Source organism: Shouchella rhizosphaerae, from assembly GCF_900142675.1.
Lineage (GTDB): Bacteria > Bacillota > Bacilli > Bacillales > Bacillaceae_D > Shouchella > Shouchella rhizosphaerae.
In genome coordinates this window covers 260,021-286,683 of record NZ_FRBS01000002.1, presented here as the reverse complement: position 1 = coordinate 286,683, position 26,663 = coordinate 260,021, and the positions used below count along the sequence as shown (strand labels likewise).

Sequence of the window (26,663 nt, the reverse complement as noted above, 5' to 3'; positions counted from 1 at the left end):
GTCACCCTCTATGCTTCGTTTTTTTCAATGAATTTTAATACGGCCGCTTTAATTTCCGCGGCGGTTTTTTCATACGTTTCTGTAGAGCCACCAAATGGATCGGAAATGTCACCTGTTTCGCCAGCAGCTTCTTTCAGCGTTTGCACCTCTACATGCTCGTACATGCTTTCAAGCTGTGCTTTATGGCTTTGTGACATGACCAACACGATATCAGCCCAATCGATTAATTCTGCAGTGACTTGCTTCGCTTCATGCTTGTACAGTAAGCCTTCTTTTTCAAGTACATATTGAGAGCCGCTCGAAAGCCCGCTTCCTGCATGAGCAAAAAGACCAGCAGAGCGTACTTCGAAGGCGCCTTTCCCTTCTTTTCTTAAAAACGCTTCCGCAAGCGGCGAGCGGCATGTATTCCCAGTGCATACAACCAATACACGTTTTTTCATTTCGTCGTTTTTCCTCCCAAAGTCGTTTGTTTTAGTCTACCATATCTGCTTTTGGGGGTTAAACGAGCTCCATCATTACGCTATGGAAACATCGGGACGGCCGTTCCCTTGGCATTAGAGGGGAAGCATGATCTTTAAGCCAAAGCCAATCAACACTAGGCCGCCTAGCAGCTCGCCATATGCACCTAAAAACTTTTGAAAATGAGAGCCAACGATTAAGCCAATCCATGACATCACCATGCTCATCGCTCCGATCATTCCGACGGTCACATACATTTCTGTGCCAAGAATGCCGAATGACAGTCCGGCAGAAAAGCTGTCAAGGCTGACACCGACAGCAAATAGAAGCAAACCCCAACCAGCGGGCTTCAATCCTTCAGCTTCATGGTCAGAAAATGCGTTTAGCGCCATTTGTACGCCAATTATCAATAATAAGCCCCCGCCAATATAAGTCGCAATGACATCAAAGTGGCCTGAAAGCCATTTTCCTACAGCCATTCCGGCGAGGGGCATGGCCACATGAAACAAACCAATTGTCAAGCCGATTCGGAAAATTTGCTTGCCTGACAACTTCAACATGCCCATACCGAGCGCCACAGAAAAGGCATCCATCCCTAAAGCTGCCGCCATTATACATATCGTCACAAACTCATGCATTGTTTATCCCCTCTTTCGCAAAAAACATGCTATTTGAACATATGCGCGCCTGCGAAATTTTAGACAAGCTGAAAGCGGTTGTCTAAAAAGGAACAGAAAAAAAGCCTGCCGCTTATAGCAACAGACTTTCATCTTTGATTATTGTTCTACTTCATCCGTCATGGCGCTCCAGCCATCCAAAACAGCGCCGAACTCCGTTGTCAAGTCTTCGAGTTCCTTTAATTTCGCTTTAACCGCTTTGTATGTTAGCACCATTTCTAATGTACAGGAAAGGGCATAGCCTTGTTCTTCTTCATGGAGGCTTGTTTCAAACCCATGTTGGCTCACTAGCCTCGCTGCTTTCTTCGCCATTCGTTTATTCTCAATTAATAATATGAATTCTACTTCCCGTGGTTTCTCCAAATCGCAGCCAGCATTTTTTAACTGTTGTAAAACGATGCCTTCCTCGTCATTCGGGAAATCAACAGGGACAGGCAATGCTGTCGAGTAAAAATAGAAGGCTCTGTTTTCGTCCTCAGACATAAGTTCTTTTTCAAAACCATGGTCTTCCAAGATTTGAGCGATCGCGTCAGCATCAGGACGGGCCACATCATGAATATAGCCTACATCTTTCAACCCGCTTAAGTGAAAATAGCGCTGCCACTCTTCAAGCCAATCTGAAAATGACTCGGTGGCTGCAATCGCTTCAGGAAACGGCTTCAAAATCACCACACTCTCGAGCTCTGCATCTGTTTCGTTATAAAAAAACGAAATCATATCTAAAATCTCTTGTAATTCGCCTCGCCCGTCAAACTCTCTTCGTTCATGGGCAAATACGTCATCGGATACAATATAATAAGGAACGTCCCATTCCTCACGTGCAAGCCTTACTTGTATCGTCCCGTATATTACGTCTGTTTCTTTCTCTACAAACGTAGAGTAGTTCATCTTTGCCTCAAACCTTGCCATCTTTCCCCTCCGTACTCACCCTTTTCCTGATCATACCATAAGCGGTAGTCAGCCGACAGTCTATTTAGCCAACAAAGGCATTTTCACAAACTAAATGCTACACCCTTTTGCCGCCTGCCGCTTTTTCGAGCCTGTTCATAATCGCGCGGCCGACTCCCTCAGTAGGAACGGTTTTTACATAAATGATGTCTGCTCCTTGTTCGTCAAAGTCGCGAAGAACGCCATACAAAATATGGGCGGTATGCTCCAGCGACTCGCCCTGGCGAACAATATCGGCTTTATAATCGGCCGTTCCCGTCGTTGCGAACACAGCGACTTTCCGCCCTTCTTTTTTCGCTTCCGCCACTAAATGATGGATGCTGTCGTCACTGTCAACGAGTATTACTTCTGCATTTGGTGCATAATGGGTATATTTCATCCCCGGCGATTTTGGAGCACTGTCCGCCGTCTCCAAGGCTGGATCAATGTCGATCTTGCCGATGACCGCTTCAATTTCCTCAACAGACACGCCGCCTGGTCGGTAAAGCATGGGTGTCGGTTTCGATACATCTAGCACAGTTGACTCAAGGCCAATGCCCGTCGCTCCGCCATCGACGATTCCGTCGATTTTGCCGTCTAAATCGGCGATTACATGTGCCGCCGTTGTCGGCGAAGGACGGCCAGACACATTGGCACTCGGAGCTGCAACGGGCAGCCCACATTCCTGTAACAACTTTAAAGCAACGGGATGGGAAGGCATGCGAACACCGACAGTTGATAGTCCGGCTGTTACATTTTCAGCAATGGCTTCTTTGGCCTCTAAAATTAATGTTAACGCTCCTGGCCAAAAAGCTGCCATGAGTTTGCTGGCGTTTGCCGGAATCGTTTTGACCAGCTTGTCCAACTGGCTGTTGTCGCCAATATGGACAATTAGTGGATTATCGCTAGGCCGCCCTTTTGCTGTGAATATTTGTGCGACCGCCTCGTATGAGAGGGCATTGGCGCCAAGCCCATAGACCGTTTCAGTTGGGAAAGCAATCAGCTTATTTTGTTTTATCCACAGAGCTGCTTCTTGAATCATCTCGGTTTGTTCGCCAGAATCTTGTTCTTTATCCACAATCCATTGTTTCGTCTGTTTATAATTCACTCGTGTTCGCCTTCCTCTCGCTTTTCCATCCACATTAATCAAATCGAAAAAATCCTTTTATGTCAATGGTTATCCCTTATAGTCTCATTTATCAAAACAGAAAGTCAGCTGCCGAAAACAGGTTACCCACACCTGTGGATAACCTGTTCATAAGTTAATAGAGCGCTATTTTTATTTTATTTGACTCAACTATTCACAATCCTTATCCACAAATCCACAGTTAGGAAGAAAAAGGCGAACAAACATAAGCCCAAATGGAAACGCCATCCTGTCCCACTACCGTTTGATAGTGCTCCATTTCTTTTATTTCATTTGGTATGGCATCGGTTTCTTGACGTTTAAAGCCGAGCAGTTCAAATAATGTGGCGTTGCCTTGACTGGCAGCAAACACGGTTTCTACTCCTTCTGTTTGCGCATAGGCTAGCGCCATTTGGATAAATTCAACCAATGCACTTGAACTCATTTTTGCGCTGTCCATGACCATGGTCCGGAGCAAACCGTAGATAGTGGCTTTTTCCAGGCCCACTGTTGCAATCAATTCGCCTGCGTCATTTTCTACGACAATCAATGGGTCTTCTAACGTTACGGGTTGTTTGGTTTGCATCCGGGCAAATAATGCCTGAACAGCCAGCAGGTCTGTTTCTTCCATTTTTCGAACGGTAAAAGCCATCTCCGCCCCCTCCTTTTACTTCATCCTATGAGAGGGCTTGTACAAATATGCCTATTAGGCAAATAACCGATCCCAGATCGATTCAAACCATTCTACAAAGAAAAACGATGTTTCCACTTCGGCAGCTTCCTCGGTGCCGCTGTATTGGTCGCTATTGCTACCTTCTGCCGCTGTATTGGTCGCTTCGCCATTGTCCATGTCTAAAAAGCATAATGGCGGAAACAGTACACACCACCAATTTTCGCCTTGACCTTCCCCTAATGTAATCAGGACAGCGTGGTACAGTCCAGCAGGGTATACCATGTTTCCGTACAGCTTCGTTGGAAAGGCAACCTCTTTATCAAACGCAACGGAATAGTCTTGGTCGACGCCTTTTGCTGCTAGCTGCTCTGCTACGATCGCTTCAAGCTCAGGAACACGTGAAGCAATTTCAGCAGCAGCTTCGTCCATCGTTGCCATTTCCCCGATCCATTCTCCAATAGCGGCATTTACTTCGTCACGAATTTCCCGTTTTATTGCTTGATCGGCAATCGAGTCGCTATTGGCTAATATCCGTAAGCGGATAGCATCATCCGCAGAAACTTGTCCATGATAGGCGCCTTCCGCCTGTGCATTCTGTGCTTCCCAACTCATTAAACCTACAAATAAAGAGATTAATAGATACATAATAGCTCTTGGTTTCATTGATTGCACCGCCCTTTCCTTACCAATGTTGGTCAGGAAAAGGCCGTTTTAAACACAAAATCATTCGACAAAAACAGAAGGAGCGCTAATCAATATTATGGCCTTGCCGTCCCAGATTGCCAGAAACAAACACAATCCGGTCTTTCCCATTTATGTCATAGACAATGTTTATATCAGCAAAGGGAAACGCGGCAGCAAACAACGCTTGAACCGCTTCGCCTTGGCCAGCGCCAATTTCGACTGCGACCAATGAGCGCGGATGGATGCAAGCGGGCACTTCTTCCGCCAGCCGCCGATAAAACATTAGCCCATCTTCTTCAGCAAACAATGCCATTTCCGGTTCGAATTCACGCACATGGACCGCAAGGCTGTCCCGATCACGATACGGAATATAGGGGGGATTGGACACAATGACATCAAATACCGCTCCTGCTACTGGCGCTAGTAAATCGCCTTTGGCAAACGTTATGTCGGCACCTAACCGCTGGGCATTTTCCCGGGCAACGTCTAGCGCTTTCTCGGAAATATCAGTCGCGGTTACATAGCAATCGGGTCGCTCTAGCTTTAACGTAAGCGCAATCGCCCCACTGCCCGTACCGACATCAAGGATGGCTTGAGGGCCAGGCTTTAATTGATTAAGCACGAGCGCAACAAGCTCTTCTGTTTCTGGGCGAGGAATAAGGACGTCGCCATTAACGAGAAACGTCCGCCCATAAAATTGTTCATAGCCGAGTACGTGCTGGACAGGAACCCCTGAAGCCATGACGGCCACATCTTGTTTAAATGCTTGCCAAACTGGTTCTGGGAGGGGGTCTCTTAAGCTTGCCAATAGTTTGGCCCGTTCCATGTTCCCATGGTGCCGCAATAGCCATTCCCCTGCTGTAGGTTCAACTCCGTTTTCCTGCAAAAAAGACGAAGCCCAGCGAAGAGCTTCGTGAATCGTAATCGCCATTATTCCTCTGCCTTTTTCATTGCTTCTGATTGATCGGCAACTACAAGGGCATCAATGATTTCATCAAGCTTGCCTTGCAAAACTTGCTCAAGTTTCTGCAGCGTTAAACCGATGCGGTGGTCCGTTACACGGCTTTGGGGAAAATTATACGTACGGATTCGCTCTGAGCGATCGCCTGTACCGACGGCAAGTTTGCGGGACTCCGCGTATTCTGCTTGCGCTTCTTGCTGAACTTTATCAAAAATACGGGCGCGGAGGACTTTCATCGCTTTTTCTTTGTTTTTAATTTGCGATTTTTCGTCTTGGCATGAAACAACTGTATTTGTCGGCAAATGGGTTAAGCGCACGGCTGACATTGTCGTATTGACGCTTTGCCCACCTGGGCCGCTCGATGCAAATGTATCCACGCGGATGTCTTTTTCGTGAATGTCAATTTCCACTTCTTCTGCTTCTGGAAGCACGGCCACCGTCGCCGTCGATGTATGGATGCGGCCGCCTGATTCCGTTTGCGGCACCCGTTGTACGCGATGCGCGCCATTTTCGTATTTAAGCTTTGAATATGCGCCGCTGCCATTGACCATAAAGATAATTTCTTTGTAGCCGCCAAGCTCAGTCGCGTGGGCTTCAATGACTTCTGTTTTCCAGCCTTGCATTTCAGCATAGCGGTGGTACATTTTGTAAAGGTCAGCTGCAAAAAGCTGTGCCTCGTCGCCGCCAGCAGCACCGCGAATTTCGACAATTACGTTTTTGTCATCATTCGGGTCTTTTGGCAACAATAAAATTTTCAAGCGTTCTTCCAATTCGGCCTTTCGCTCGCTCAACTCATCCAGCTCTTCCTTTACCATTTGATACATGTCATCATCGAGCTTTTCTTCGAGCATCGCTTTTGCATCTGCCAATTGTTCTGTGACTTGTTTATATTGTCGATACGTTTGTACGGTTTCTTCTATTTGTGCTTGTTCTTTTGAGTATTCTCTTAATTTTGTTGCATTGCTAATCACATTGGGATCGCTTAATTGCTCGTTTAAGTACTCATAACGATCTTCTACTGCTTGCAATCGTTCTAACACGACGTCACCTCATTCTTCATTGCGGCACTCCTTCCCCATTATAGTATACGCCTTCATTAACGGTCAATCTAGCTAAGGGACAACGCGGTTTGTTCATTCGGTTTGCGGGAATACTATTTGTACTTTGTTCAAAAGGCCGTTTTCATTAAAACCAAGCACAGAAAAGGCGGGATTCATGTGAAATATATCATCATCGGCGGCGATGCAGCTGGAATGAGCGCAGCCATGCAGCTCGTTCGCAAAGATGCACAAGCCGATATTACTGTATTGGAAAGAGGCGAACATTATTCGTACGCCCAGTGTGGCTTGCCCTACTGGATCGGTGGCGAAATTGAATCAGATCGCAAACTTATCGCCCGGGATGCCGACACCTATCGCATCAAGCATGGCATCGACGCCCGCATTAACCATGAGGTAAAGGCAGTTGATACGAAACAAAAAACGGTTTCCGGGGATGGCTTTTGCCTTCCTTACGACAAACTGTTAATCGCCTCAGGGGCGAGCCCTGTCATTCCCGACTGGGAAAACGGCGATTTAAAAGGGATTTATACATTAAAAACCATTCCAGATGCAAAAAAAATAATTGCTGCCCTCGGTACGGAAAAGAAAACCGTAACCGTCATCGGCGGTGGTTCGATTGGGCTGGAAGTAGCTGAAAATCTCGCTAAAGCGAACCACCATGTAAGGATTTTGGAACGGGCCAAGCGGCTGGCGATGAATTTTGATAAGGAAATGGCGGATTATATTCATGAGAAAGCAATTAATGAGGGGATCGAGCTTGAGTTAAATCACGAAATCATTGGCTTTAGCGGCGACAAAGACGGCCACGTTACTGGCATACGCACCAACTTGACTGAATGTCCTACCGACATCGTCATTGTTGCGGTCGGCGTTCGCCCAAATACCGACTTTTTGCGAAATACCGATATTCACCTCAACAACAACGGCGCCATTCGTGTGAACCGCTATATGGAAACAAATGTGCCTGACGTTTATGCAGCAGGCGATTGCGCAACGCAGTATCACCGTCTAATCAACAAAGACATGTATTACCCCCTTGGCACGCATGCGAATAAGCAAGGGCGGATCGCTGGCCTGAACATGTGTGGGAACACACGCGTCTTCATGGGAATTGTCGGGACGCAAATTTACCAGTTCTTTGACTTAGCGCTCGCACGTACTGGTTTGTCTTCCCGTGAAATCGAGGAAATCGGCTATCCTTACAAATGCGTGCAAGCCAAGCTTCCCCATGTTGCTGGCTATTACCCAACAAACGAAACGATCCATATACGCCTTCAGTTCCATGCAGAAACGGGCGTCGTCCTAGGCGGCCAGTTCATCGGGACAAAAGGCGTCGACAAACGCTGCGATGTCCTTGCGACCGCATTGTACCATGGCATGACCATGCAAGATCTCGAAGAACTTGATTTAGGCTATTCCCCTCCTTTTAACAGTGTATGGGACCCGTTGCAACAAACAGCCAGGCGCCGGCCATAACAATTATGTGCAGCCGAGGGAAGATGTGAATAGAACGGGGGTTCATGAGCAGCCGTTTTCTTGCGCATGAGTTTTCTTGCGCATGAAACGACCGTTTCAACGCATATGAGTGAGGCAAACGACGAAGTATGCGAGCGTTTGTCTACAGGCTGAAGCGCAAAGCCAATGGCTTTGCGCTCCTCTTTAACGGACATGGACTTGATAGCGAGGGATTTCTGCCTCAAATGCACGTTTGAGTTTCTCCATCCTCTTGCTCGTTTGTTCTTTGCTCCAGGATGGTGACGGGTACGCTTTTACGTAAACATCACCGCCGTTGACAATCGCGGCGCCAGAACGAAATCCTTGACTTTCGACAATGCCTTCCACTTGCGCAGCATCGTCGGCAAGCGTACGGTGAGGCACACTTGCGTCTCGATAGCTTGTGCCAATATTCGTTAGGCGCGGATCATACGTTTCATGTTTCATATGCTCAAAATTAAGTGGGCCTGGACCAAAAGCACCTTGTCCGTAATGTTTGTCATGCTGGATGTGCTGTGAGCTGAAATTGGCGTTTGAACATCCAGCGAGCAAAAGAGCGATTGCAATCCCTGCCGTTGCCGACTTCATCCGTCTCCCCCTTTGTGCAGCTTCGAAAAAGAAGCGTGCATCATTAGGGTCCCACGCCTACAAAAAGACATTCATTTTTAGGTGGATTTACATCTTGCTCATCTAGGGCATAATCTCATACAGTTAAAGGCGGGTGTTGGTGGCATTTGCGACAAACGGGATAATACGTTTCGTTGCCGCCAATTTGAATTTGTTCCCCGTCATAAATCGGCTTGCCTTGCTCGTCCACACGCAAATTCATGATTGCTTTTTTATGGCAAAACCAGCAAATCGTTTTCATTTCTTCAATTTTATCTGCGTACAGAAGCATGTATTTGCTTCCTTCAAATAACTCGTTGCGAAAATCATTTTTTAAGCCAAATCCCATTACCGGAATGTCTAAAGTATCAACAATATTGGCCAGTTGGAGGACATGCGCTTTTGTTAAAAACTGCACTTCATCGATTAATACACAGTACGGCTTTTGTCGGCAGCTTTCAACATAATCAAAAATATTGGTGTCATCGAAAATTGGCACTGCCCGGCGGCGAAGGCCGACGCGGCTCGACACATAACCGACTTCATCCCGTGTATCCATTCCTGATGTAAAAATCAAAACTGGCTTTTTTTGTTCCTCGTAATTGTTGGCCACTTTTAAAATCTCAATCGACTTTCCGCTGTTCATTGCGCCATACTTAAAAAAAAGCTGTGCCATAAGCCCCTCCATAAAAAAACAGGCAAGAGACTCTTGCCTGATGATCACGCATTTTTCCTATTAAAGATTGTATTTCTTTTTGAAGCGATCGACACGGCCACCTGCATCGGCAAGTTTTTGTTTGCCTGTATAGAATGGGTGGGAATCAGAAGAAATTTCGACTTTAATCAACGGATACGTATTGCCGTCTTCCCATTCGATCGTTTCGCTAGAACCGCGAGTCGAACCAGTCAAAAATTTAAAGCCCGTGCTTGTATCCATAAATACAACTTTTTGGTAAGTTGGATGGATTTCTGGTTTCATGATTTCATCTCCTTTTGCCCTGAATCTCTTCGAAACAGAGTTCTCACATAATCGAAATTATATCAAGTCAACAGACCGTTTGCAACCTAAAGTTTGTCCAAGTCAATTCCGCTTTTTTCCTGCCATTTCCGATTCCATTGCTTCAAAGAACTCAATATTTGTTTTTGTTTCTTTAACGCGGCGGATAAACTGGTCTGTAAAATCAGCAGACTCATTCATTGTTTTACGGATCGTCCATAATTTGTCCAACTGCGATTTCGGCATTAACAGCTCTTCTTTCCGCGTTCCTGAACGGCGGATGTCAATAGCCGGGAAGATCCGGCGTTCAGCTAGGCGGCGGTCAAGATGCAATTCCATATTGCCCGTCCCTTTAAATTCTTCATAAATGACATCGTCCATCCGTGAACCCGTTTCAACAAGGGCAGTCGCTAGTATCGTCAGGCTGCCGCCTTCCTCAATATTGCGTGCTGCGCCAAAGAAGCGCTTCGGACGGTGAAACGCGGCAGGGTCTATGCCACCTGAGAGTGTGCGACCGCTCGGTGGGATGACAAGGTTGTAGGCCCGTGCCAACCGAGTAATCGAGTCCATGAGAATAACCACATCTTTTTTATGTTCGACTAAGCGCATTGCCCGTTCTAGGACAAGCTCCGCTACTTTAATATGGTTTTCTGGGACTTCATCAAACGTCGAACTGACCACTTCACCATCAATGGAGCGTTCCATATCGGTTACTTCTTCAGGGCGCTCATCAATTAGCAATACAATTAGTTCCACATGGGGATGCTTTTCGGCAATGCTATTTGCGACTTCTTTCATTAGAGAGGTTTTGCCTGCTTTTGGCGGGGCGACAATGAGGCCACGTTGGCCAAATCCGACTGGCGAAACCATATCAATAATGCGTGAAGAAATTCGTCCCGGCTTTGACTCAAGATCAATTTTTTGTTCAGGATAAAGAGGTGTCAGCGCAGGGAAATGGGGACGTTCACGGGATGTCTCTGGAGCTTCACCATTGACCGCCTCAACATGGAGCAAGCCATGGTAGCGCTCATTGTCCTTTGGAGGTCTGACCTTGCCAGAAACTTTGTCGCCATTACGCAAGTCAAACCGGCGGATTTGCGAAGCAGAAATATAAATGTCTTCTGTGCTTGGCAAATAATTGATTGGGCGCAAGAAACCAAAACCTTCGCTTTGGATAATTTCAAGGACACCTTCCATAAACAAAAGCCCATCTTGTTCTGCTTGCCCTTTTAAAATAGCAAAAATTAATTCTCGTTTTGTTAGTTTGCTGTAATAAGAGACTTTAAACGCTTTTGCGTGTTCATATAATTCTTTCAATGTCATGCTCTCTAAATCAGCAATATTTAAGCTCATATAAGGCCACCACACTTTTTTGTAAATAAAATAAGGCAGAAAGCGCCCGCCTATAATGCTGTTTTTAAATTCCACTACGATTGGATAAACATAAGGAAGGTCTATGGAGAGTACATCTTAAACAAGAAGGGATAAAGGCTTGCTAAATCCTATTTTAACCATAGTTGCTGAAAATAATCAATCAAAAAAGGGAAGAATCGCGCCCTTCCCTTTTATATTGTTAGCGAATGACGAGTTTTGGCTTCTTTTTCATGCTATGAGTACCGTCAACGAAGCGTACAGTTCCTGATTTTGCTCGCATGACTAACGACTGTGTAATCGCTTTTGTGCCTTTGTAGCGTACACCTGTCAGCAATTCACCGTCTGTTACACCCGTTGCCGCAAATATGCAATCATCGCCGCTCACCAAGTCTTCCATGCGAAACAGCTTGCTTGTATCCTCAATGCCCATTTGTTTGCAGCGCTCAAGTTCTCCATCCGATTGGGGCAAGAGCCTTCCTTGAAAATCACCGCCAAGGCATTTCAACCCTGCCGCTGCAAGGACACCTTCAGGGGCGCCGCCAGAACCCATTAGCAAATCGACGCCCGTATCGTCAAAACCGGTATTAACAGCAGCTGCCACATCTCCGTCAGGCAACAATTTAATGCGGGCCCCTGCTTCGCGCACTTCATGAATGAGCTTTTCGTGGCGCTTGCGGTTTAAAATGACGACGACAAGGTCTTCTACGTCTTTGTTCTTAGCTTTGGCTACCGCCTTTAAATTATCGATGACTGGAGCATCGATATCGACATTCCCCACAGCCTCTGGTCCTACTGCAAGCTTGTCCATATACATGTCAGGCGCATGAAGCAAATGGCCGTGGTCAGCAACTGCAAGAACAGCCAGTGCGTTCCATTGCCCGTATGCGACAATGTTTGTCCCTTCTAAAGGATCGACGGCCACGTCCACACGTGGGCCATAGCCATTGCCGAGCTTTTCGCCAATATAAAGCATCGGCGCCTCGTCCATTTCCCCTTCCCCAATTACGACTGTCCCTTTCATCGGGATCGTGTCAAACACATCGCGCATCGCTTCCGTAGCCGCACGGTCCGCTTCTTCCTTATTGCCAAGGCCCATCCAACGCCCAGAAGCTAGCGCTGCTGCTTCAGTTACTCGGACAAGCTCCATTGATAAACTACGTTCCACTCTATCTCCCTCCACATTTCGAGCAAAAATCGTTATGATTGCTTCACTTGCTCAAGCTCTTCCTCTGTCAGCTCTTCCCGCCATACTTTCGCGCCTAGTCTTGTCAACTTCGTTTCGAGATGTTCATAACCTCGGTCAATATGTTCAAGTCCTGATACTTCAGTAATGCCTTCAGCCATTAATCCGGCAATGACTAATGCCGCTCCGGCACGCAAGTCGCTTGCCTTGACTTTCGCCCCTTGCAAAGACGACTTGCCATTCACAATCGAAGAACGCCCTTCCACTTTAACACTTGCCCCCATGCGTCTTAGTTCATCGACATGCTTAAAACGGGCGTCGTAAATGGTATCTGTTACAATGCTTGTGCCTTCTGCGCTCGTTAACAAGCTTGTAAATGGCTGCTGCAAATCAGTCGGAAAGCCTGGATATACAAGTGTTTTTATATCAACACCTTTTTTTGGATCCATACCGCTAATGATCAACTGGTCATCATACTCTTCGACAGTCGTTCCCATTTCCCGCAATTTAGCCGTAACCGACTCAAGATGCGTCGGGATCACATTGTCAATGTGGACACGCCGGCCCATGGCCGCCGCCATAATCATGTACGTCCCTGCTTCAATCCGGTCAGGAATGATCGAGTGGCGGCATCCTTGCAAATGATCGACACCGTCAATTCGAATCACATTGGTCCCTGCCCCTTTTATTTTCGCTCCCATACTCGTAAGCAGCGTCGCCACATCAATAATTTCCGGTTCCTTTGCCGCGTTTTCAATGATCGTTCGGCCCTTCGCCCGAACGGCGGCAAGCATAATGTTAATCGTCGCCCCCACGCTGACGACGTCCAAATAAATTTTTGCGCCTCGAAGCTCATTAGCACGCAAATAAATCGCGCCTTGCTCATTCGTTACTTGTGCGCCAAGCGCCTCAAATCCTTTAATGTGCTGGTCAATCGGCCTCGGGCCTAAATTGCAACCGCCCGGTAAGCCAATAACGGCTTTTTTGAATTTGCCGAGCATCGCACCCATTAAGTAATACGAAGCTCGCAGCTTTTTTACTCTGCCATTAGGAAGCGGCATCGCTACCATCTTTTCTGGATGTATGGTCATTGTTTGATTGCCTAAATCAACGTCCCCGCCAATTTCGCGAAGAAGCTCTGCCAATAAGTCTACATCTGAAATGACCGGTAAGTTATCAATGACAACCGCGCTGTCTGCCAATATCGCCGCAGGTATAAGGGCTACAGCGCTGTTTTTAGCACCGCTGATCGACACCGTGCCTTCTAATGTATGGCCGCCTTCAATCAAAAGCTTTTGCATTGCAATCCCTTCCTTTTTCACTGGATCAAACGCGCATATCTTTATCCAGTATAGCCAGAGTCCGCTAAAAAAGTACGAGTTTCCTTATTTTTCGACATTCTCTTTGTTCCAATCCGCAAGAAACTTTTCAATCCCTTTATCTGTAAGGGGATGCCCTGTCAACTGTTTAATGACGTTCAATGGAATAGTCGCAATATGGGCACCACGTTTTGCAGCTTCGCTCACATGGACAGGGTGGCGAACAGATGCAGCAATAATTTGCGTTGGCAGCCCGTGAGTTGAAAAGATGTCAGCAATATCAGAGATTAACTGCAACCCATCGTGGCCGATGTCGTCTAAACGCCCTAAAAATGGCGAAACGTATGTAGCGCCAGCACGGGCTGCAAGCAAAGCTTGTGGCACTGAAAAAATCAACGTTACATTCGTTTTAATGCCTAGTTCAGCAAATGCTTTTACCGCCTTTAAGCCGTCCACTGTCATCGGCACTTTAACCGTAATATTTTCTGAAATGGCGGCAAGCGTTTTCCCTTCTTCAATCATGCCTTCCGCATCCAAGGAGATGACTTCTGCGCTAACGCTTCCTGGAACGAGCTTTGCAATTTCGGCAATGCGCTCATGGAAATCAACGCCTTCCTTTGCGACAAGTGAAGGGTTGGTCGTTACTCCATCTAAAATACCAAGTTCATTTGCTTCCTTAATTTCATTTATATTTGCTGTATCTACGAAGAATTTCATCTTGGTAAAGCCTCCTTATTAAAAGCAATCATACTCATTTTATGTGCTAAGTAGTGGATGATTTGGCCGGGTCATAATAAAAAAAAACGGTTACAATCAAAAATGAGAATAAAAGCAGTCCCTGCGACTGCTTTTATTCGAATTGTTTACGCTTTGTTCGAAGAACCAAATTCTCTCATCTTGCCAATGACCGTTGCTTTAATGGCGTCCCTAGCTGGGCCAAGGTATTTACGCGGATCATACAGTTCCGGTTTGGCGTCAAGCGTTTCCCGGACTGCGTTGGCAGAAGCGATTTGGTTTTCCGTGTTCACGTTGATTTTGGCGTGGCCAAACTCAATCGCCTTTTGAATGTCTTTTGTTGGAATGCCTGTGCCGCCGTGAAGGACAAGAGGAATGCCAACGAGGCTGTCAATTTTCTTCATATGGTCAAATCCAAGGTTTGGTTCGCCTTTGTAAGGGCCGTGGACAGAGCCAAGTGCAGGCGCGAAGCAATCTACGCCTGTTGCTTCAACAAGCTCTTTACACTCTTCTGGAATGGCATAAGCAGCTTCTGCATCGTCGACAACCAAGTCATCTTCCTGGCCGCCAATTCGGCCAAGTTCTGCTTCAACCGATACGCCAAGGGCGTGGGCAACGTCCACTACTTTTTGCGTAAGGGCGATATTTTCTTCCAATGGGTAATGAGAACCATCGATCATGACAGACGTAAAGCCAGCATGAATCGCTTCCACGCATTTTTCAAAGCTTGAACCGTGGTCAAGGTGAATAGCAACAGGCACGGTTACGTTGTATTCTTCCATTAAATTCTTCGCCAATCCAACGACAGTTTTAAAACCGCCCATGTAACGAGCAGCCCCTTCAGATACACCAAGAATGACTGGTGATTTTTCCTCTTCTGCCGCCTGCAAAATCGCTTGCGTAAATTCTAGGTTGTTCACATTAAACTGCCCGACCGCATACTTTTCTGCTTTTGCTTTGTTCAGCATTTCTTTCATAGATACTAAAGGCATGGTTGTCCTCCTTAAATTCGTCTGCATAGGGGTGGTCAAATCATATAAAGCATTCTCTTTCTAAGCTAACCTCTTCCGGAAGAAGTTATGTATTCTGGCCAATAAAAACGGGCCAAAATCAAGCCCACGCCTATGCCGCAATCCTTAGGTCGCCTCCATTATAGCATAAGTTCTTTAAAATTGACTTAAGAAAGAAATGGTTTTTAAAAGTAAGCGATACCAATACAAACGTTCCTAGGCTTGAAGATTGTCCCGAATCGTTGCCCGGACTTCTTGAATGTCAAATGGTTTAGCCATGTAGCTCACCGCGCCATGATCCATCGCTTCGTTTACTAAATTTAGTTCACCATATGCTGTCATCATAATGACTTTAATCCCTGGTTGCTTTTCTTTTAGTTTCTTTAAAATTTCAATACCGTCCATTCCTGGAATTTTCATATCTAACAAGACAATGTCGATTTCCTCTTCCTCTTGGATCGCCAACGCTTCTTTCCCGCTCGCAGCTTGAAACATTTCGTATCCATCTTTTTGCAATACTTCTGTCAGTAACACACGTATCCCGAATTGATCATCAACTATAAGCACTTTATGACTCATACTATGCCCCCTTCATTGGTTTCTGAGAATTCTTCTTTTTTGTTAATGATTCGCGTTATTTCGCGCTTTTCCCTCTAATTTATTTGCAATCTGCGAAATTGGTCAATAAAATGAAAACAAAAGCACGAACAACGTATGCTCTAAAATTAGGAGGCTTTCATGCTGAAAATATTCTCCACACAGCTTTTCGGCTTAATCAAATCAATCAATGAAACGCAAGAGGAGCACCTTGAAGACGCCGGGCGCCTGCTTGCACAAGCCATTATCGCACAAGGGAACGTTTATATAAAGGGGTTTGCGGAAATGGAAGCAATCGAATTGGCTGCTTTTACAGGATATGAATCGATGCCCGGGGCCGCTCCTTTCCCTAAAGAAGGCACGCTGTCTGGACAAGATCGGTGTCTGCTGTTTGCGCCAAGCCTCAACCATAAGGGTGTGCAAGCAGCTCTCAAAGCCTGCGAACAAGCTGGAATAGCCGCTGTTGTCGTTTCCTCACGCCACGCCTCCAGCACAGCAAGCCTTGCTCCGCCTCATTTGTTTCTTGATACGGGTGTTAAAGGGGGGCTCGTTCCTGATGAAACGGGAAAACGTATCGGTCATCCAGGGGTCATTGCGGGCCTTTACGTCTACCATGGGCTAAAGTTTGTTATCCATGACATTCTTGAAGAATACTGCTGACTCGCGCATTCCATAAAAAAAGAGGATTGGCCGCATGGCCAATCCTCCTATTGTAGACAAACACTCTCGTATATGTCAGCCATTTCCTCGCTCACCAACGGTCAACGAGATGACTAAGCTTGTGCTGCAAGTGCGTTACGAACAAATTCACGGAAGAGCGGTTGCGGACGAGTTGGGCGGGAAACAAATTCCGGATGGAATTGGCTCGCCACAAAGAACGGATGGTCCGTCACCTCGATCACTTCCACTAAACGTCCGTCAGGGCTTGTCCCTGAAAAGACGAAACCTGCTTTCTCCATTTGTTCCCGATATTCATTGTTAAACTCATAGCGGTGGCGGTGGCGTTCGTAAACGACTTCTTCGCCATACGCTGCACGGGCTGCAGTCCCTTCTTGGAGTTTGCAAGGGTACAGCCCTAAACGAAGTGTGCCGCCCAAGTCTTCAACGTCTTTTTGCTCTGGCAACAAATCGATGATTGGGTAAGGCGTTTGTGGATTTATTTCAGCAGAGTTGGCCCCTTTCAAACCGAGGACCGTACGCGCAAACTCCACAGAAGCAAGCTGCATGCCAAGGCAAATGCCGAGAAACGGAACTTTATTTTCCCTGGCATAACGAATAGCAGTAATTTTCCCTTCAATGCCGCGATCACCGAATCCCCCTGGCACAAGAATGCCGTCTGCTTTGTTTAATAGCTCGTCGACATTTTCATCATTTACTTGCTCTGCATACACCCAATCAATGTCAATATCGGCATCGACATGATAACCTGCATGGCGCAATGCCTCGGCAACCGACAAGTAGGCATCTTGAAGCTCGACGTATTTTCCGACAATCGCAATCCGTACTTTTTCAGAAAGATGACTCACCCGGTTAACAAGTTCTTTCCACTCCGTCATGTTTGCTTCAGGGCAGTTTAGCTGCAAATGGTCGCAAACAATTTGGTCAAGGTTTTGCGCTTGCAAATCAAGGGGCACTTGATAAAGGGTGTCAGCATCCCATGCTTCGATGACAGCTTCCTTTTTGATGTCGCAAAATAAGGCAATTTTGTCCTTCATATCTTGCGGCACTTTCCGTTCTGTACGAACGACAATGACATTCGGTTGAATCCCGAGGGAACGTAACTCTTTAACCGAGTGCTGCGTCGGTTTTGACTTCATTTCCCCCGCTGCTTTTAAGTAAGGAATCAACGTACAATGCAAATACAAGACATTTTCCATACCGACATCGCTTTTAATTTGGCGAATCGCTTCTAAGAAAGGCAGACTTTCAATATCACCAACGGTCCCGCCTATTTCCGTAATTACAACGTCCGCCCCTGTTTCCCGTCCTGCCCGGAAAACACGCTCTTTAATTTCATTGGTAACATGGGGAATAACTTGAACTGTTCCGCCAAGATAATCGCCACGGCGTTCTTTTTTCAAAACAGTCGAATACACGCGTCCTGTTGTAATATTTGAATTCTGGCTTAAATTAATATCAATAAAGCGCTCATAATGGCCTAGATCGAGGTCCGTCTCGGCACCGTCGTCAGTAACAAAAACTTCCCCGTGCTGGTAAGGGCTCATCGTCCCAGGGTCGACGTTAATGTATGGGTCAAATTTCTGGATGGTCACTTTTAAGCCGCGGTTTTTCAAAAGCCGGCCAAGTGATGCTGCCGTAATCCCTTTTCCAAGTGATGATACGACTCCGCCTGTCACAAATATATACTTCGCTGCCATATTGACTCCTCCTTTGAATTTGTCAGGAAATGCTTACGATGTCTGCTCTTCTGTCCGTTTTGCTATATCATAAAAAAAACAAAAGCGGCACCTCACCCAGCATGGCTGGGGCGCCCCTTTTGTTTGTATTCATGTTCATTATCTACGCTCATGTGAAGCCCAAAAATGATTTTACCGATAACAGATCAAGAAGTCAAGTTCTACTATTAATCTTCCTCATCAAGCGTTTGACCGTCTTCCTCGTCAAATCCTGGCAGCGCATCATCTTTCTCGTCATAGTCATCCCGTTCGCCATCCTGGTCCTCTTCATCAGCCAACTCGTCCAGTTCATCTTCCAAGTCTTCAAACTCATCCTCTTCAAGCTCGTCGACAAGGTCGTACTCTTCCTCCCCGTCGTCATCGCCTGATTTGCGACGTTTGGCTGGTTTAGCAGAGTGTGTAATTTCCTCTTCCGCTTGTTCATGAGGATACCAAGAGCGCAAACCCCACGTGTTATCGCCAAGCGTTAAAAAGCGCCCGTCCAGGTTTAAATCTGTATATAAGAATGAAATCCGCTCATCCATTTCTGTTTCTGATATTCCTTTTAGCTTAGCGACTTCTTCAAGGAGATCATAAAAGTTAAAAGGCTGCCGCTTGTTTGCCATTACAATAAAAGCGGCTTCTACCATTGACATTTCGTTCAACTCTTCTTTTGTCAAGGATTGCAAATCCACCAAAGTCTACACGTCCTTTCCACATTTACCCAATTTAATCACGCTACTTTTATTGTAAGCCATTCGTAGTTAAAATCATACGTCCCATTATAAACATATTTCCCTGTTAATGCTAGCGCCAATCTTATGGATAGGAGAAGAATAGAGCAAATCGAGCAGAATCGAATGAACGAGTAAAAAGCCGCCACGTCTATGATGGCGGCATCAGACTGTAGGCAAACGCTCGCATCCGTCGTCGTGCGCTACCGCTTAACGAGATAAGCGCCGAGCAGTTGCTTAATTTGCTGATTTGTATAGGCTTCGATCGTTTGACTTTTTTGCACAGCCCAGCGCCTGAACGTCCACATCTGCCCCATTACTAAAATGTTATGGGAAAGTTGGCGGCTTTCATTTTCGGAAATGTCAAGTTCGCCTTCACTTACGCATTCAGCTATGAGCTCCGTCATGATTTCAACCATTTCTAGCTCTTTTTTTAGGACGTAAGGCAATGTTTCTTTTGGCAACGACTTTGTTTCTTGATACATCACAAGCACTTCTTCTTGCATGTCATCAACGACAGCAAAATAAGCGCGGATTGCCGTAATTAAACGTTCTAGCGCCGTTCCAGTTGTATGAAGTTGCGTGCGGACACGTTCTGTCACTTCATCATAAATGGCATCACACACAAGGTAAAGAACATCTTCCTTCGTTCCAATGTATTCATACAACGTGCCGATGCTAAAGCCCGATTCCTTGGCAATTTCCCTTGTCGTTGTCCGATGAAACCCTTTTGCGATAAAGAGACGGACAGCGCCTTTAATAATTTGTTCGCGTCTTTTTTTAATTAACTGCTGGTCTTTTACCATTGATGGCACAAATTTTTTCGACATATTTAACCTACTCCCCGGTGCATACTCGTCTTCCTCCTATCATACCATCTGCCCTTCCTGAGAACTAGGCTACTTTTCGAATTGCCTAGCTATAACCATTTGCTGGATTTCGCTTGTTCCTTCGTAAATTTCACACGCCTTTGCATCTCGAAAATAACGTTCTACTGGATACTCCTTCATATACCCGTAGCCACCAAAGACTTGAACCGACTTTGTCGCTACATCCATAGCCGTCCGCGAAGCAAATAGCTTTGCCATTGACGCTTCTTTCGCGCATGGCGTTCCTGCCTCTTTAAGTCGAGCCGCTGCATAGGTTAATTGCTTTGCCGCCTCTGTTTCTGTAGCCATATCCGCCAATTTAAACGCCAAGCCTTGATGGTTAAGGAGCTTTTTGCCAAATTGCTTTCGTTCATTGGCATACGTGCAAGCCGCCTCAAGGGCCGCCTCAGCGATGCCAAGCGCTTGGGCGGCAATGCCGATTCGCCCTGCATTTAAGTTGCTCAAGGCAATTTTTAGCCCTTGCCCCTCTTCGCCAAGCATTTGCGTTTGTGGAACTTCGCAATCTTCAAAAATGATTTCAGTCGTTGTCGAACCTGCCAAGCCGAGCTTCCGTTCTTTTTTGCCGACAATTAAGCCTGGGGTGCCAGCCTCAACGATAAAACAAGAAATGCCTTTAGCCCCCTTGTCAGCATCGGTGACAGCAAAGACAAGGTATGTGTCTGCTTCACCGCCATTTGTAATAAATACTTTCGAACCATTAAGCACATATCCTTCGCCTTTTTTGACTGCACGAGTTTGCAGCGCCCTCGCATCACTACCTGCATTTGGTTCAGTCAAACAAAAAGCACCAATCGCTTCTGCTGTAGCAAGCTTCGGAACATATGCCTTTTTTTGTGTTTCTGTCCCATACGCTACGATCGGCATCGTCCCTACGGATGTGTGGACGCTCATAATTAAGCCAATTGCTGCACTAACTTTAGATACTTCATGTACGGCTATAATATAAGAAACAAAGTCCATCCCCGTGCCACCAAACTCCTCAGGCACAGGAACACCCATTAGCCCAAGCTCCCCCATTTGCTTGAGTACATCCCGTGGAAACAATTGTGACTCTTCCATTTCTTCGACAACGGGGGCAATGACGTCATTGGAGAATTCACGTACCATTTTCTGCATCATTTGCTGCTCTTCCGAGAATAGAAGGCTATTCATACACGAAAAACCCCCTTTTCGTTTTTCTACCTAGCCAGCCTGCTTGCACATATTGACGCAACAATGGACAAGGCCGGTATTTGCTGTCGCCGAAGCCTTGGTGGAGTACTTCCATAATCGCCAAACATGTGTCAAGGCCAATAAAATCAGCAAGTGTAAGCGGGCCCATTGGATGGTTCATGCCAAGCTTCATCACGGTATCAATGTCTTCTGCAGAAGCAACGCCTTCATAAAGGGTGTATATCGCTTCGTTAATCATCGGCATTAAAATCCGGTTTGCAATAAACCCTGGATAATCTTGCGACGTGACAGCGACTTTCTCTAATGCCTCTGTCAGCTCCAGCACTTGTTGATAGACGGCGTCTGATGTTTGCAAGCCGCGGATAATTTCTACTAGCCTCATGCGCGGCACTGGATTCATAAAATGCATACCAATAACATGCTCCGGTCTTTTCGTAACGCTTGCCAATTCAGTGATCGATAATGAAGAAGTATTGCTGGCAAGAATTGCCCCTTCTCGGGCATGAGCGTCTGCACGTTTAAATAGGTGTTTTTTCGTTTCCATGTTTTCCGTTGCTGCTTCAATGACCAACTCAGCATCGGCACATGCAGCAATATCGGCCATTGGTTTGATTCGCGTCAGTGTCTGTTGTACATCTTGCTCTTCGGTATATCCCTTTGCTACTAAACGTTCGAGCCTTTGCTTGATCCCAGCTTTCCCTTTTTCAGCCAGCTCAAGCTCCCGGTCATGCAGGAGCACGTTAAACCCTTTGGCAGCAAACACTTCGGCAATACCCGCTCCCATTTGCCCGGCGCCAATGACCATCAACGTTTTCATGCTCATTCCCCTTTCACATGTAACAATACGGCATCGCCTTGGCCACCGCCGCTGCAAATCGAAGCTATCCCATAACCGCCCCCGCTGCGCTTCAATTCATAAGCAAGCGTTAGCAAGATTCGAGCGCCACTTGCGCCAATTGGGTGCCCATAAGCAACCGCGCCTCCGTTGACATTGACTTTCTCTTCATCTAATCCAGCTATTTGGTTGCTTGCTAAAGCCACTGCTGCAAACGCCTCATTGATTTCGAACCGGCTTATATCCGCAACAGTTAACTTTGTTTTCTCCAATAATTCGCTTATAACAAGGCCTGGTGTTTTCGGAAAGTCCCATGGTTCGACGGCAAGGCGGTGATGGGCTTCAATCGTTGCCAAAATGGGCTTGCCTTGTTTCTCTGCTTGTGCAGCTTCCATTAATAGCAATGCACAGGCACCGTCATTGACGCCTGGGGCATTGCCTGCCGTAATCGTTCCCTCTTTCCCAAAAACCGGCTTAAGTTGAGCAAGGCTATCAACGGTCGTTCCTTTGCGCGGCGCCTCGTCTTGACTAATGAGAACGGTGTCCCCTTTTCTGCCTTTTACCGAAACGGAAACAATCTCTTCATTAATGATACCGCTTTCAATTGCTGCAACAGCACGTTCTTGACTCCTAGCAGCCCAGCGATCCTGTTCCTCGCGGCTAATGCTTAGTTCGTTTGCCGTCCTATTCCCATACACGCCCATATGCACATCGTTAAACGAACAGGTCAGCCCATCATAAATCATTCCATCAAGCAACGTCGTATCGCCCATTCGTGCCCCAAATCGTGCTTTCTTCATATAATAAGGAGCATTCGACATCGACTCCATTCCACCAGCGAGAACTGTGCTCGCTTCGCCTGCGCGAATAGACAAGTCGCCAAGGGTTACCGCCCTCATGCCAGAAGCACATACTTTGTTGATCGTTTCGGTTTTTGCACGCCATGGAATGCCGGCCGCATGTGCTGCTTGCCTCGATGGAAGCTGGCCAGCCCCTGCTTGCAACACTTGCCCCATAATGACTTCATCGACTGTTTCTGCATTCACTTGCGCCCGTTTCAATGCCTCTTCTAACACAATGCCACCAAGTTCGGCGGCTTTTAATGGTGAAAGCACGCCTCCCATTTTTCCAATTGGCGTCCTCGCTCCACTGACAATAGCTGTTTTCATGTTGCTCACCCTCCTGAGCGAACGCTCGCTCATTTTTATTTTTGAACAAGATTTGCTTTCGCTCCTCTTGTTCGTTTTTATCCTTAAATAGCCCGCTCCAATAATTCTGCCACATCAAGTGTGAGCACTTGGTCTTCTTTTTCAAGGGACTTTGTGCCGTCGCTAAGCATCGTCAAACAATATGGACAGGCGCTGCCAATGACAGACGGAGCAACAGCAAGCGCTTGCTCTGTACGAGCGACATTTACCCGTTGTCCTTTGTCTTCTTCCATCCACATCATCCCTCCGCCAGCGCCGCAACACATGCCTGACTCACGGTTGCGTTCCATTTCAACAATACGTACGCCAGGAATTTGTTTTAGAATTTCCCGTGGCGGATCGTAGATATCGTTGTAACGTCCTAAATAACACGAATCGTGAAAGACAACGGTTTCATTCACTTCTTTCGTCGGCGTCAATTTATTTTCCTGCAACAATTTGGCAAGAAGTTCGGTATGATGATAAATTTCGACACCATCCAAGCCGAATTCTGGGTATTCATTCTTGAATGTATTGTATGCGTGAGGATCAATCGTTACGATTTTTTTGACATCATGTTTTTTAAACAGTTCAATGTTAGCGCTTGCAAGTTCTTGGAACAAAAACTCGTTCCCAAGGCGCCTCGGTGTATCGCCTGAATTTTTCTCCTTATTGCCAATGATTGCAAAAGAAACACCGGCTACATTTAAAAGTTTTGCAAAAGACTGGGCAATTTTCTGGCTGCGGTTGTCATAGGCACCCATTGAACCAGCAAAGAACAGATACTCAAACGTCTCCCCTTTTTTGCTTAATTCCTTTACGGTCGGCACTTCAATATCCTCACGGCCATCACGCCAGTTTTCCCGTTCTTTTCGACTAATGCCCCACGGATTTCCTTGGCGTTCAATATTTTGCATCGCTCGCTGTGCTTCAGGGTCCATTTTTCCTTCTGTGAGCACAAGATAACGGCGCAAGTCGATAATTTTGTCAACGTGTTCATTCATGACTGGACATTGGTCTTCACAATTCCGGCATGTCGTGCACGCCCAAATCTCTTCTTCAGTAATGACATCACCAATTAGACGCACATCGTAACCTGCTGCGGCTTCTTGAGCGCTTTCAGTTGCCAGCGTATTTGCACGAGTATTGGCAAAAGCATACGCAGGCATCCACGGCGTCCTTGATGTGATCGCCGCCCCTTTTTCGGTTAAATGGTCACGCATGCGCAACAACAAGTCCATCGGCGACAGCATCTTCCCAGTGCCTGTCGCAGGGCACATATTGGTGCAGCGCCCGCATTCCACACAAGCGTACAAATCAAGCAACTGCTTTTGGTTAAAATCTTCAATTTTGCCAACGCCAAATTCTTCGGCGTCCTCCTGTTCAAAATCTATTTTCGCAAGGCGCCCGACTTTGTGTGTGCGCCCTAAAAAGACATTGGCCGGTCCTGCAATTAAATGGGCGTGCTTCGATTGTGGCACATAAACAAGAAAGCTTAATAAAAACAACAGATGGGCCCACCAACATATGAAAAATAAACTAGCAGCCGCGCCAGTAGGAAGCCAGCTAGCCAAGAACGCTACTGCTGAAGCAAGGGGCTCAAACGCTGTCAAGCTTTTTCCGTGCCACACGATTTCAAACCCTTTTGCCAGCGTCTTTGATACCATTAAGCCGCCAATAAATATAAGGACGAGCCCTGCCTTCCAACCTCGTTTTAAACGGACGAGCTTTTCCATGTAGCGCCTGTAAAAAGCCCAAACAACCGCTACTAAAATCATCGCAACGATGATTTCCTGAAACAGAGTGAAATACGGGTAAAGAGCGCCAAAAGGCAAATGGCTGCCAGGGTTTAACCCTTTCCAAATCAGATCAATCGCTCCGATTTGCACGAGCAAAAAACCATAAAAGAACATGAAATGGATGATGCCGCTTTTTTTGTCTTTCATAAGCTTCTTATGCCCAAATGCGTTGATCCAAACGGCCTTAAGCCGTTCCTTCATCGTTTTATCAAACTCTGCTTTTTGGCCAAGCTGTATAAAACGAATACGCGTGACAACAAGGGAAGCAAACAAATAAACGGCGTAACCGGTTACAAAAATGAACAATATCCAATTTGCTACAAGCAATCCCGTACTAATACCGCCCATAAAGACCCCTCCTTTGTATATTCTATTTAAGCTATTGTGCGGAAAACGACTTTACCGCCTATTCTTAAGCGTAGTATAACACAATCTTTATGAATGAGCATTCAGTCAGATGAACTTTTTTTCTTTTGCATGACCACCCTAATTCAGGAAAAGCTATAGACAATACTTGTTGCCAGGAGGTCTTTTATGAATATCCTCATTACGATTCTCGCCTTAGTGGTTGTGATTGGCGTTTGGCTTTATTTCGATTACAAACTGGGCCTCAGAGCACTTCGGAAAAAATCGCAAGCCACTTCAACAGGCCCTCTTGCAAGCAAGATTGAATTGATCACAAATGGTGAAGACTTTATCGATAGGCTTCTTGAAGACATCCGCAAGGCAAATAAACACATTCATATTCAGTTTTATATTTTTCGCGATGATTATATCGGAAAACGAATGGTAGATGAACTGATCGCTAAAGCAGAAACAGGGGTAGACGTACGCTTACTCATTGACCAATTTGGCTGCAAGCTCCAACGTGGGACAAAAAAGCAATTACGGGCTGCCGGCGTTGATGTGGAAATGGCAGCGAAAGTGCGCGGCCCGTGGTTTTTCTTTTCCTGGAACCGCCGCAACCACCGCAAGCTTGCTATCATCGACGGTCATACAAGCTACTTAGGCGGCTATAACGTCGGCGATGAATATTTAGGGCGCAATCCCTTTTTTGGCTTTTGGCGCGATTTTCATGTCCGTATAACGGGTGAAGGCAGCCGTGCCATTCAAACACAATTTTTGGCTGACTTTGAAGCGGCGACTGGCAAACATATTGAACGAAGATCGTTTTTCCCAGTCTTACAAGCGGGTAGCCAAACATTGCAGTTTATAAGCACACAAGGGACGGAGTTTGAACAAACACTGCTTAAGCTTATTCGTAGCGCTAAAAACAGCTTAATCATCGGCAGCCCTTATTTTATCCCGACACGAGCCGTAATGGATGCCATCATTGACGTGGCGCAAAGAGGCGTCTTCGTTTCCTTAATCCTCCCTGAAAAAGCAGATCATCCCCTTGTTAAGCATGGGGCCACTCCTTATGTAATTGAAGCGCTACAGGCAGGTGTGCTTGTCTACCACTATTATCGAGGATTTTATCATGTTAAAGCGGTAGTAGCCGATCAATCTACATGTTTAGTGGGGACGCCGAATATCGATAAACGCAGTTTTCATCTAAACGATGAAATGTCATGCTTAACCCATGACCAGACATTTATTGAAACAGTTCTCGCTGTGCTCCATGCTGATATGCACGCTTCCATGACTGTGACAATCGAACAGCTCCAGAAGCGCCCACTCCTTGACCGTGTGAAAGAAGTTACCGCAGCCCCCCTTTCACCATTGCTGTGACCGCACGTTTGAACAGTAACGTACGCCCTAGGATA

27 protein-coding genes are annotated in these 26,663 nt (G+C 46.3%); 3 read left to right on the top strand and 24 right to left on the bottom strand.

Going from position 1 to position 26,663, the window contains the following annotated elements; translation table 11 throughout:
• Positions 1-8 precede the first annotated feature (8 nt).
• From BUC05_RS07460 to prfA, 8 genes are all read right to left on the bottom strand, one after another.
• Positions 9-440, bottom strand: coding sequence for a low molecular weight protein arginine phosphatase (locus tag BUC05_RS07460; protein WP_011248701.1), 432 nt, complete (start codon positions 438-440; stop codon positions 9-11).
• Positions 441-554: 114 nt separating this feature from the next.
• On the bottom strand, positions 555-1,097 hold the full coding sequence (locus tag BUC05_RS07455; RefSeq protein WP_063609280.1) for a manganese efflux pump MntP: 543 nt from the start codon (positions 1,095-1,097) through the stop codon (positions 555-557).
• 138 nt (positions 1,098-1,235) lie between these two features.
• Positions 1,236-2,045, bottom strand: coding sequence for a ribonuclease E inhibitor RraB (locus BUC05_RS07450; protein ID WP_011248703.1), 810 nt, complete (start codon positions 2,043-2,045; stop codon positions 1,236-1,238).
• 97 nt (positions 2,046-2,142) lie between these two features.
• Complete coding sequence (locus BUC05_RS07445) at positions 2,143-3,105, bottom strand: L-threonylcarbamoyladenylate synthase (protein WP_063609299.1); 963 nt, start codon at positions 3,103-3,105, stop codon at positions 2,143-2,145.
• Positions 3,106-3,391: 286 nt separating this feature from the next.
• Positions 3,392-3,841 carry a hypothetical protein gene (locus tag BUC05_RS07440; protein WP_063609279.1) on the bottom strand — a complete coding sequence of 150 codons (450 nt, stop codon included), beginning with the start codon at positions 3,839-3,841 and terminating at the stop codon, positions 3,392-3,394.
• Positions 3,842-3,895: 54 nt separating this feature from the next.
• Positions 3,896-4,525 (bottom strand): stage II sporulation protein R, encoded by a 630-nt coding sequence (spoIIR, locus tag BUC05_RS07435; protein ID WP_011248706.1) that lies wholly within the window; start codon positions 4,523-4,525, stop codon positions 3,896-3,898.
• 85 nt (positions 4,526-4,610) lie between these two features.
• Positions 4,611-5,477, bottom strand: a complete 867-nt coding sequence (gene prmC / locus BUC05_RS07430; protein WP_073304453.1) for a peptide chain release factor N(5)-glutamine methyltransferase — start codon at positions 5,475-5,477, stop codon at positions 4,611-4,613.
• Positions 5,477-6,547, bottom strand: coding sequence for a peptide chain release factor 1 (prfA, locus tag BUC05_RS07425; protein WP_011248708.1), 1,071 nt, complete (start codon positions 6,545-6,547; stop codon positions 5,477-5,479). The genes prmC and prfA overlap by 1 nt, the downstream gene beginning before the upstream one ends.
• A 177-nt stretch (positions 6,548-6,724) precedes the next feature.
• On the opposite strand from prfA, the gene BUC05_RS07420 reads away from it, so the two are divergent.
• Complete coding sequence (locus BUC05_RS07420; RefSeq protein WP_073304451.1) at positions 6,725-8,044, top strand: FAD-dependent oxidoreductase; 1,320 nt, start codon at positions 6,725-6,727, stop codon at positions 8,042-8,044.
• Between the two features lie 183 nt (positions 8,045-8,227).
• Here the strand turns inward: BUC05_RS07420 and BUC05_RS07415 are convergent, their stop codons facing one another.
• From BUC05_RS07415 to BUC05_RS07375, 9 genes are all read right to left on the bottom strand, one after another.
• The gene (locus tag BUC05_RS07415) at positions 8,228-8,650 is read right to left on the bottom strand and encodes a hypothetical protein (protein WP_011248710.1); all 423 of its coding nucleotides are present in this window, start codon (positions 8,648-8,650) and stop codon (positions 8,228-8,230) included.
• A gap of 115 nt (positions 8,651-8,765) precedes the next feature.
• The gene (locus tag BUC05_RS07410) at positions 8,766-9,344 is read right to left on the bottom strand and encodes a thymidine kinase (protein WP_011248711.1); all 579 of its coding nucleotides are present in this window, start codon (positions 9,342-9,344) and stop codon (positions 8,766-8,768) included.
• 60 nt (positions 9,345-9,404) lie between these two features.
• Complete coding sequence (locus tag BUC05_RS07405; RefSeq protein ID WP_011248712.1) at positions 9,405-9,647, bottom strand: type B 50S ribosomal protein L31; 243 nt, start codon at positions 9,645-9,647, stop codon at positions 9,405-9,407.
• A gap of 102 nt (positions 9,648-9,749) precedes the next feature.
• Entirely contained in the window at positions 9,750-11,018 is a 1,269-nt protein-coding gene (gene rho / locus BUC05_RS07400) for a transcription termination factor Rho (protein WP_011248713.1), read from the bottom strand.
• A gap of 220 nt (positions 11,019-11,238) precedes the next feature.
• Entirely contained in the window at positions 11,239-12,204 is a 966-nt protein-coding gene (gene glpX / locus BUC05_RS07395) for a class II fructose-bisphosphatase (protein ID WP_073304449.1), read from the bottom strand.
• Between the two features lie 32 nt (positions 12,205-12,236).
• Positions 12,237-13,523 (bottom strand): UDP-N-acetylglucosamine 1-carboxyvinyltransferase, encoded by a 1,287-nt coding sequence (locus BUC05_RS07390; protein ID WP_011248715.1) that lies wholly within the window; start codon positions 13,521-13,523, stop codon positions 12,237-12,239.
• Between the two features lie 84 nt (positions 13,524-13,607).
• The gene (gene fsa / locus BUC05_RS07385) at positions 13,608-14,258 is read right to left on the bottom strand and encodes a fructose-6-phosphate aldolase (protein ID WP_011248716.1); all 651 of its coding nucleotides are present in this window, start codon (positions 14,256-14,258) and stop codon (positions 13,608-13,610) included.
• A 146-nt stretch (positions 14,259-14,404) separates the two neighbouring features.
• Positions 14,405-15,268: a class II fructose-1,6-bisphosphate aldolase gene (gene fba / locus BUC05_RS07380; RefSeq protein ID WP_011248717.1), complete on the bottom strand. Its 864-nt coding sequence runs from the start codon at positions 15,266-15,268 to the stop codon at positions 14,405-14,407.
• A gap of 234 nt (positions 15,269-15,502) precedes the next feature.
• Positions 15,503-15,865 (bottom strand): response regulator, encoded by a 363-nt coding sequence (locus tag BUC05_RS07375; protein WP_011248718.1) that lies wholly within the window; start codon positions 15,863-15,865, stop codon positions 15,503-15,505.
• A 159-nt stretch (positions 15,866-16,024) separates the two neighbouring features.
• Here BUC05_RS07375 and BUC05_RS07370 point away from each other — a divergent pair, with 159 nt between their 5' ends.
• Positions 16,025-16,543, top strand: a complete 519-nt coding sequence (locus tag BUC05_RS07370) for a DUF2529 domain-containing protein (RefSeq protein ID WP_011248719.1) — start codon at positions 16,025-16,027, stop codon at positions 16,541-16,543.
• A gap of 113 nt (positions 16,544-16,656) precedes the next feature.
• Here BUC05_RS07370 and BUC05_RS07365 read toward each other — a convergent pair whose 3' ends face one another.
• The 7 genes from BUC05_RS07365 to BUC05_RS07335 form a co-directional block, all read right to left on the bottom strand.
• Entirely contained in the window at positions 16,657-18,261 is a 1,605-nt protein-coding gene (locus tag BUC05_RS07365; protein WP_073304447.1) for a CTP synthase, read from the bottom strand.
• Positions 18,262-18,467: 206 nt separating this feature from the next.
• A complete protein-coding gene (gene rpoE, locus BUC05_RS07360) occupies positions 18,468-18,974 on the bottom strand; it encodes a DNA-directed RNA polymerase subunit delta (RefSeq protein ID WP_011248721.1) in 507 nt (168 codons plus the stop codon).
• A 242-nt stretch (positions 18,975-19,216) separates the two neighbouring features.
• Positions 19,217-19,843: a TetR/AcrR family transcriptional regulator gene (locus BUC05_RS07355; protein WP_063609741.1), complete on the bottom strand. Its 627-nt coding sequence runs from the start codon at positions 19,841-19,843 to the stop codon at positions 19,217-19,219.
• A 69-nt stretch (positions 19,844-19,912) separates the two neighbouring features.
• Positions 19,913-21,055, bottom strand: coding sequence for an acyl-CoA dehydrogenase (locus BUC05_RS07350; RefSeq protein ID WP_073304445.1), 1,143 nt, complete (start codon positions 21,053-21,055; stop codon positions 19,913-19,915).
• Positions 21,048-21,899 carry a 3-hydroxybutyryl-CoA dehydrogenase gene (locus BUC05_RS07345; RefSeq protein WP_073304443.1) on the bottom strand — a complete coding sequence of 284 codons (852 nt, stop codon included), beginning with the start codon at positions 21,897-21,899 and terminating at the stop codon, positions 21,048-21,050. The genes BUC05_RS07350 and BUC05_RS07345 overlap by 8 nt, the downstream gene beginning before the upstream one ends.
• Complete coding sequence (locus BUC05_RS07340) at positions 21,896-23,080, bottom strand: acetyl-CoA C-acetyltransferase (protein WP_073304441.1); 1,185 nt, start codon at positions 23,078-23,080, stop codon at positions 21,896-21,898. The genes BUC05_RS07345 and BUC05_RS07340 overlap by 4 nt, the downstream gene beginning before the upstream one ends.
• An 83-nt stretch (positions 23,081-23,163) precedes the next feature.
• Positions 23,164-25,245 (bottom strand): (Fe-S)-binding protein, encoded by a 2,082-nt coding sequence (locus BUC05_RS07335; RefSeq protein WP_063609737.1) that lies wholly within the window; start codon positions 25,243-25,245, stop codon positions 23,164-23,166.
• Between the two features lie 186 nt (positions 25,246-25,431).
• Between BUC05_RS07335 and cls the strand changes: the two genes are divergently transcribed.
• Complete coding sequence (cls, locus tag BUC05_RS07330; protein WP_063609736.1) at positions 25,432-26,628, top strand: cardiolipin synthase; 1,197 nt, start codon at positions 25,432-25,434, stop codon at positions 26,626-26,628.
• Positions 26,629-26,663 lie beyond the last annotated feature (35 nt).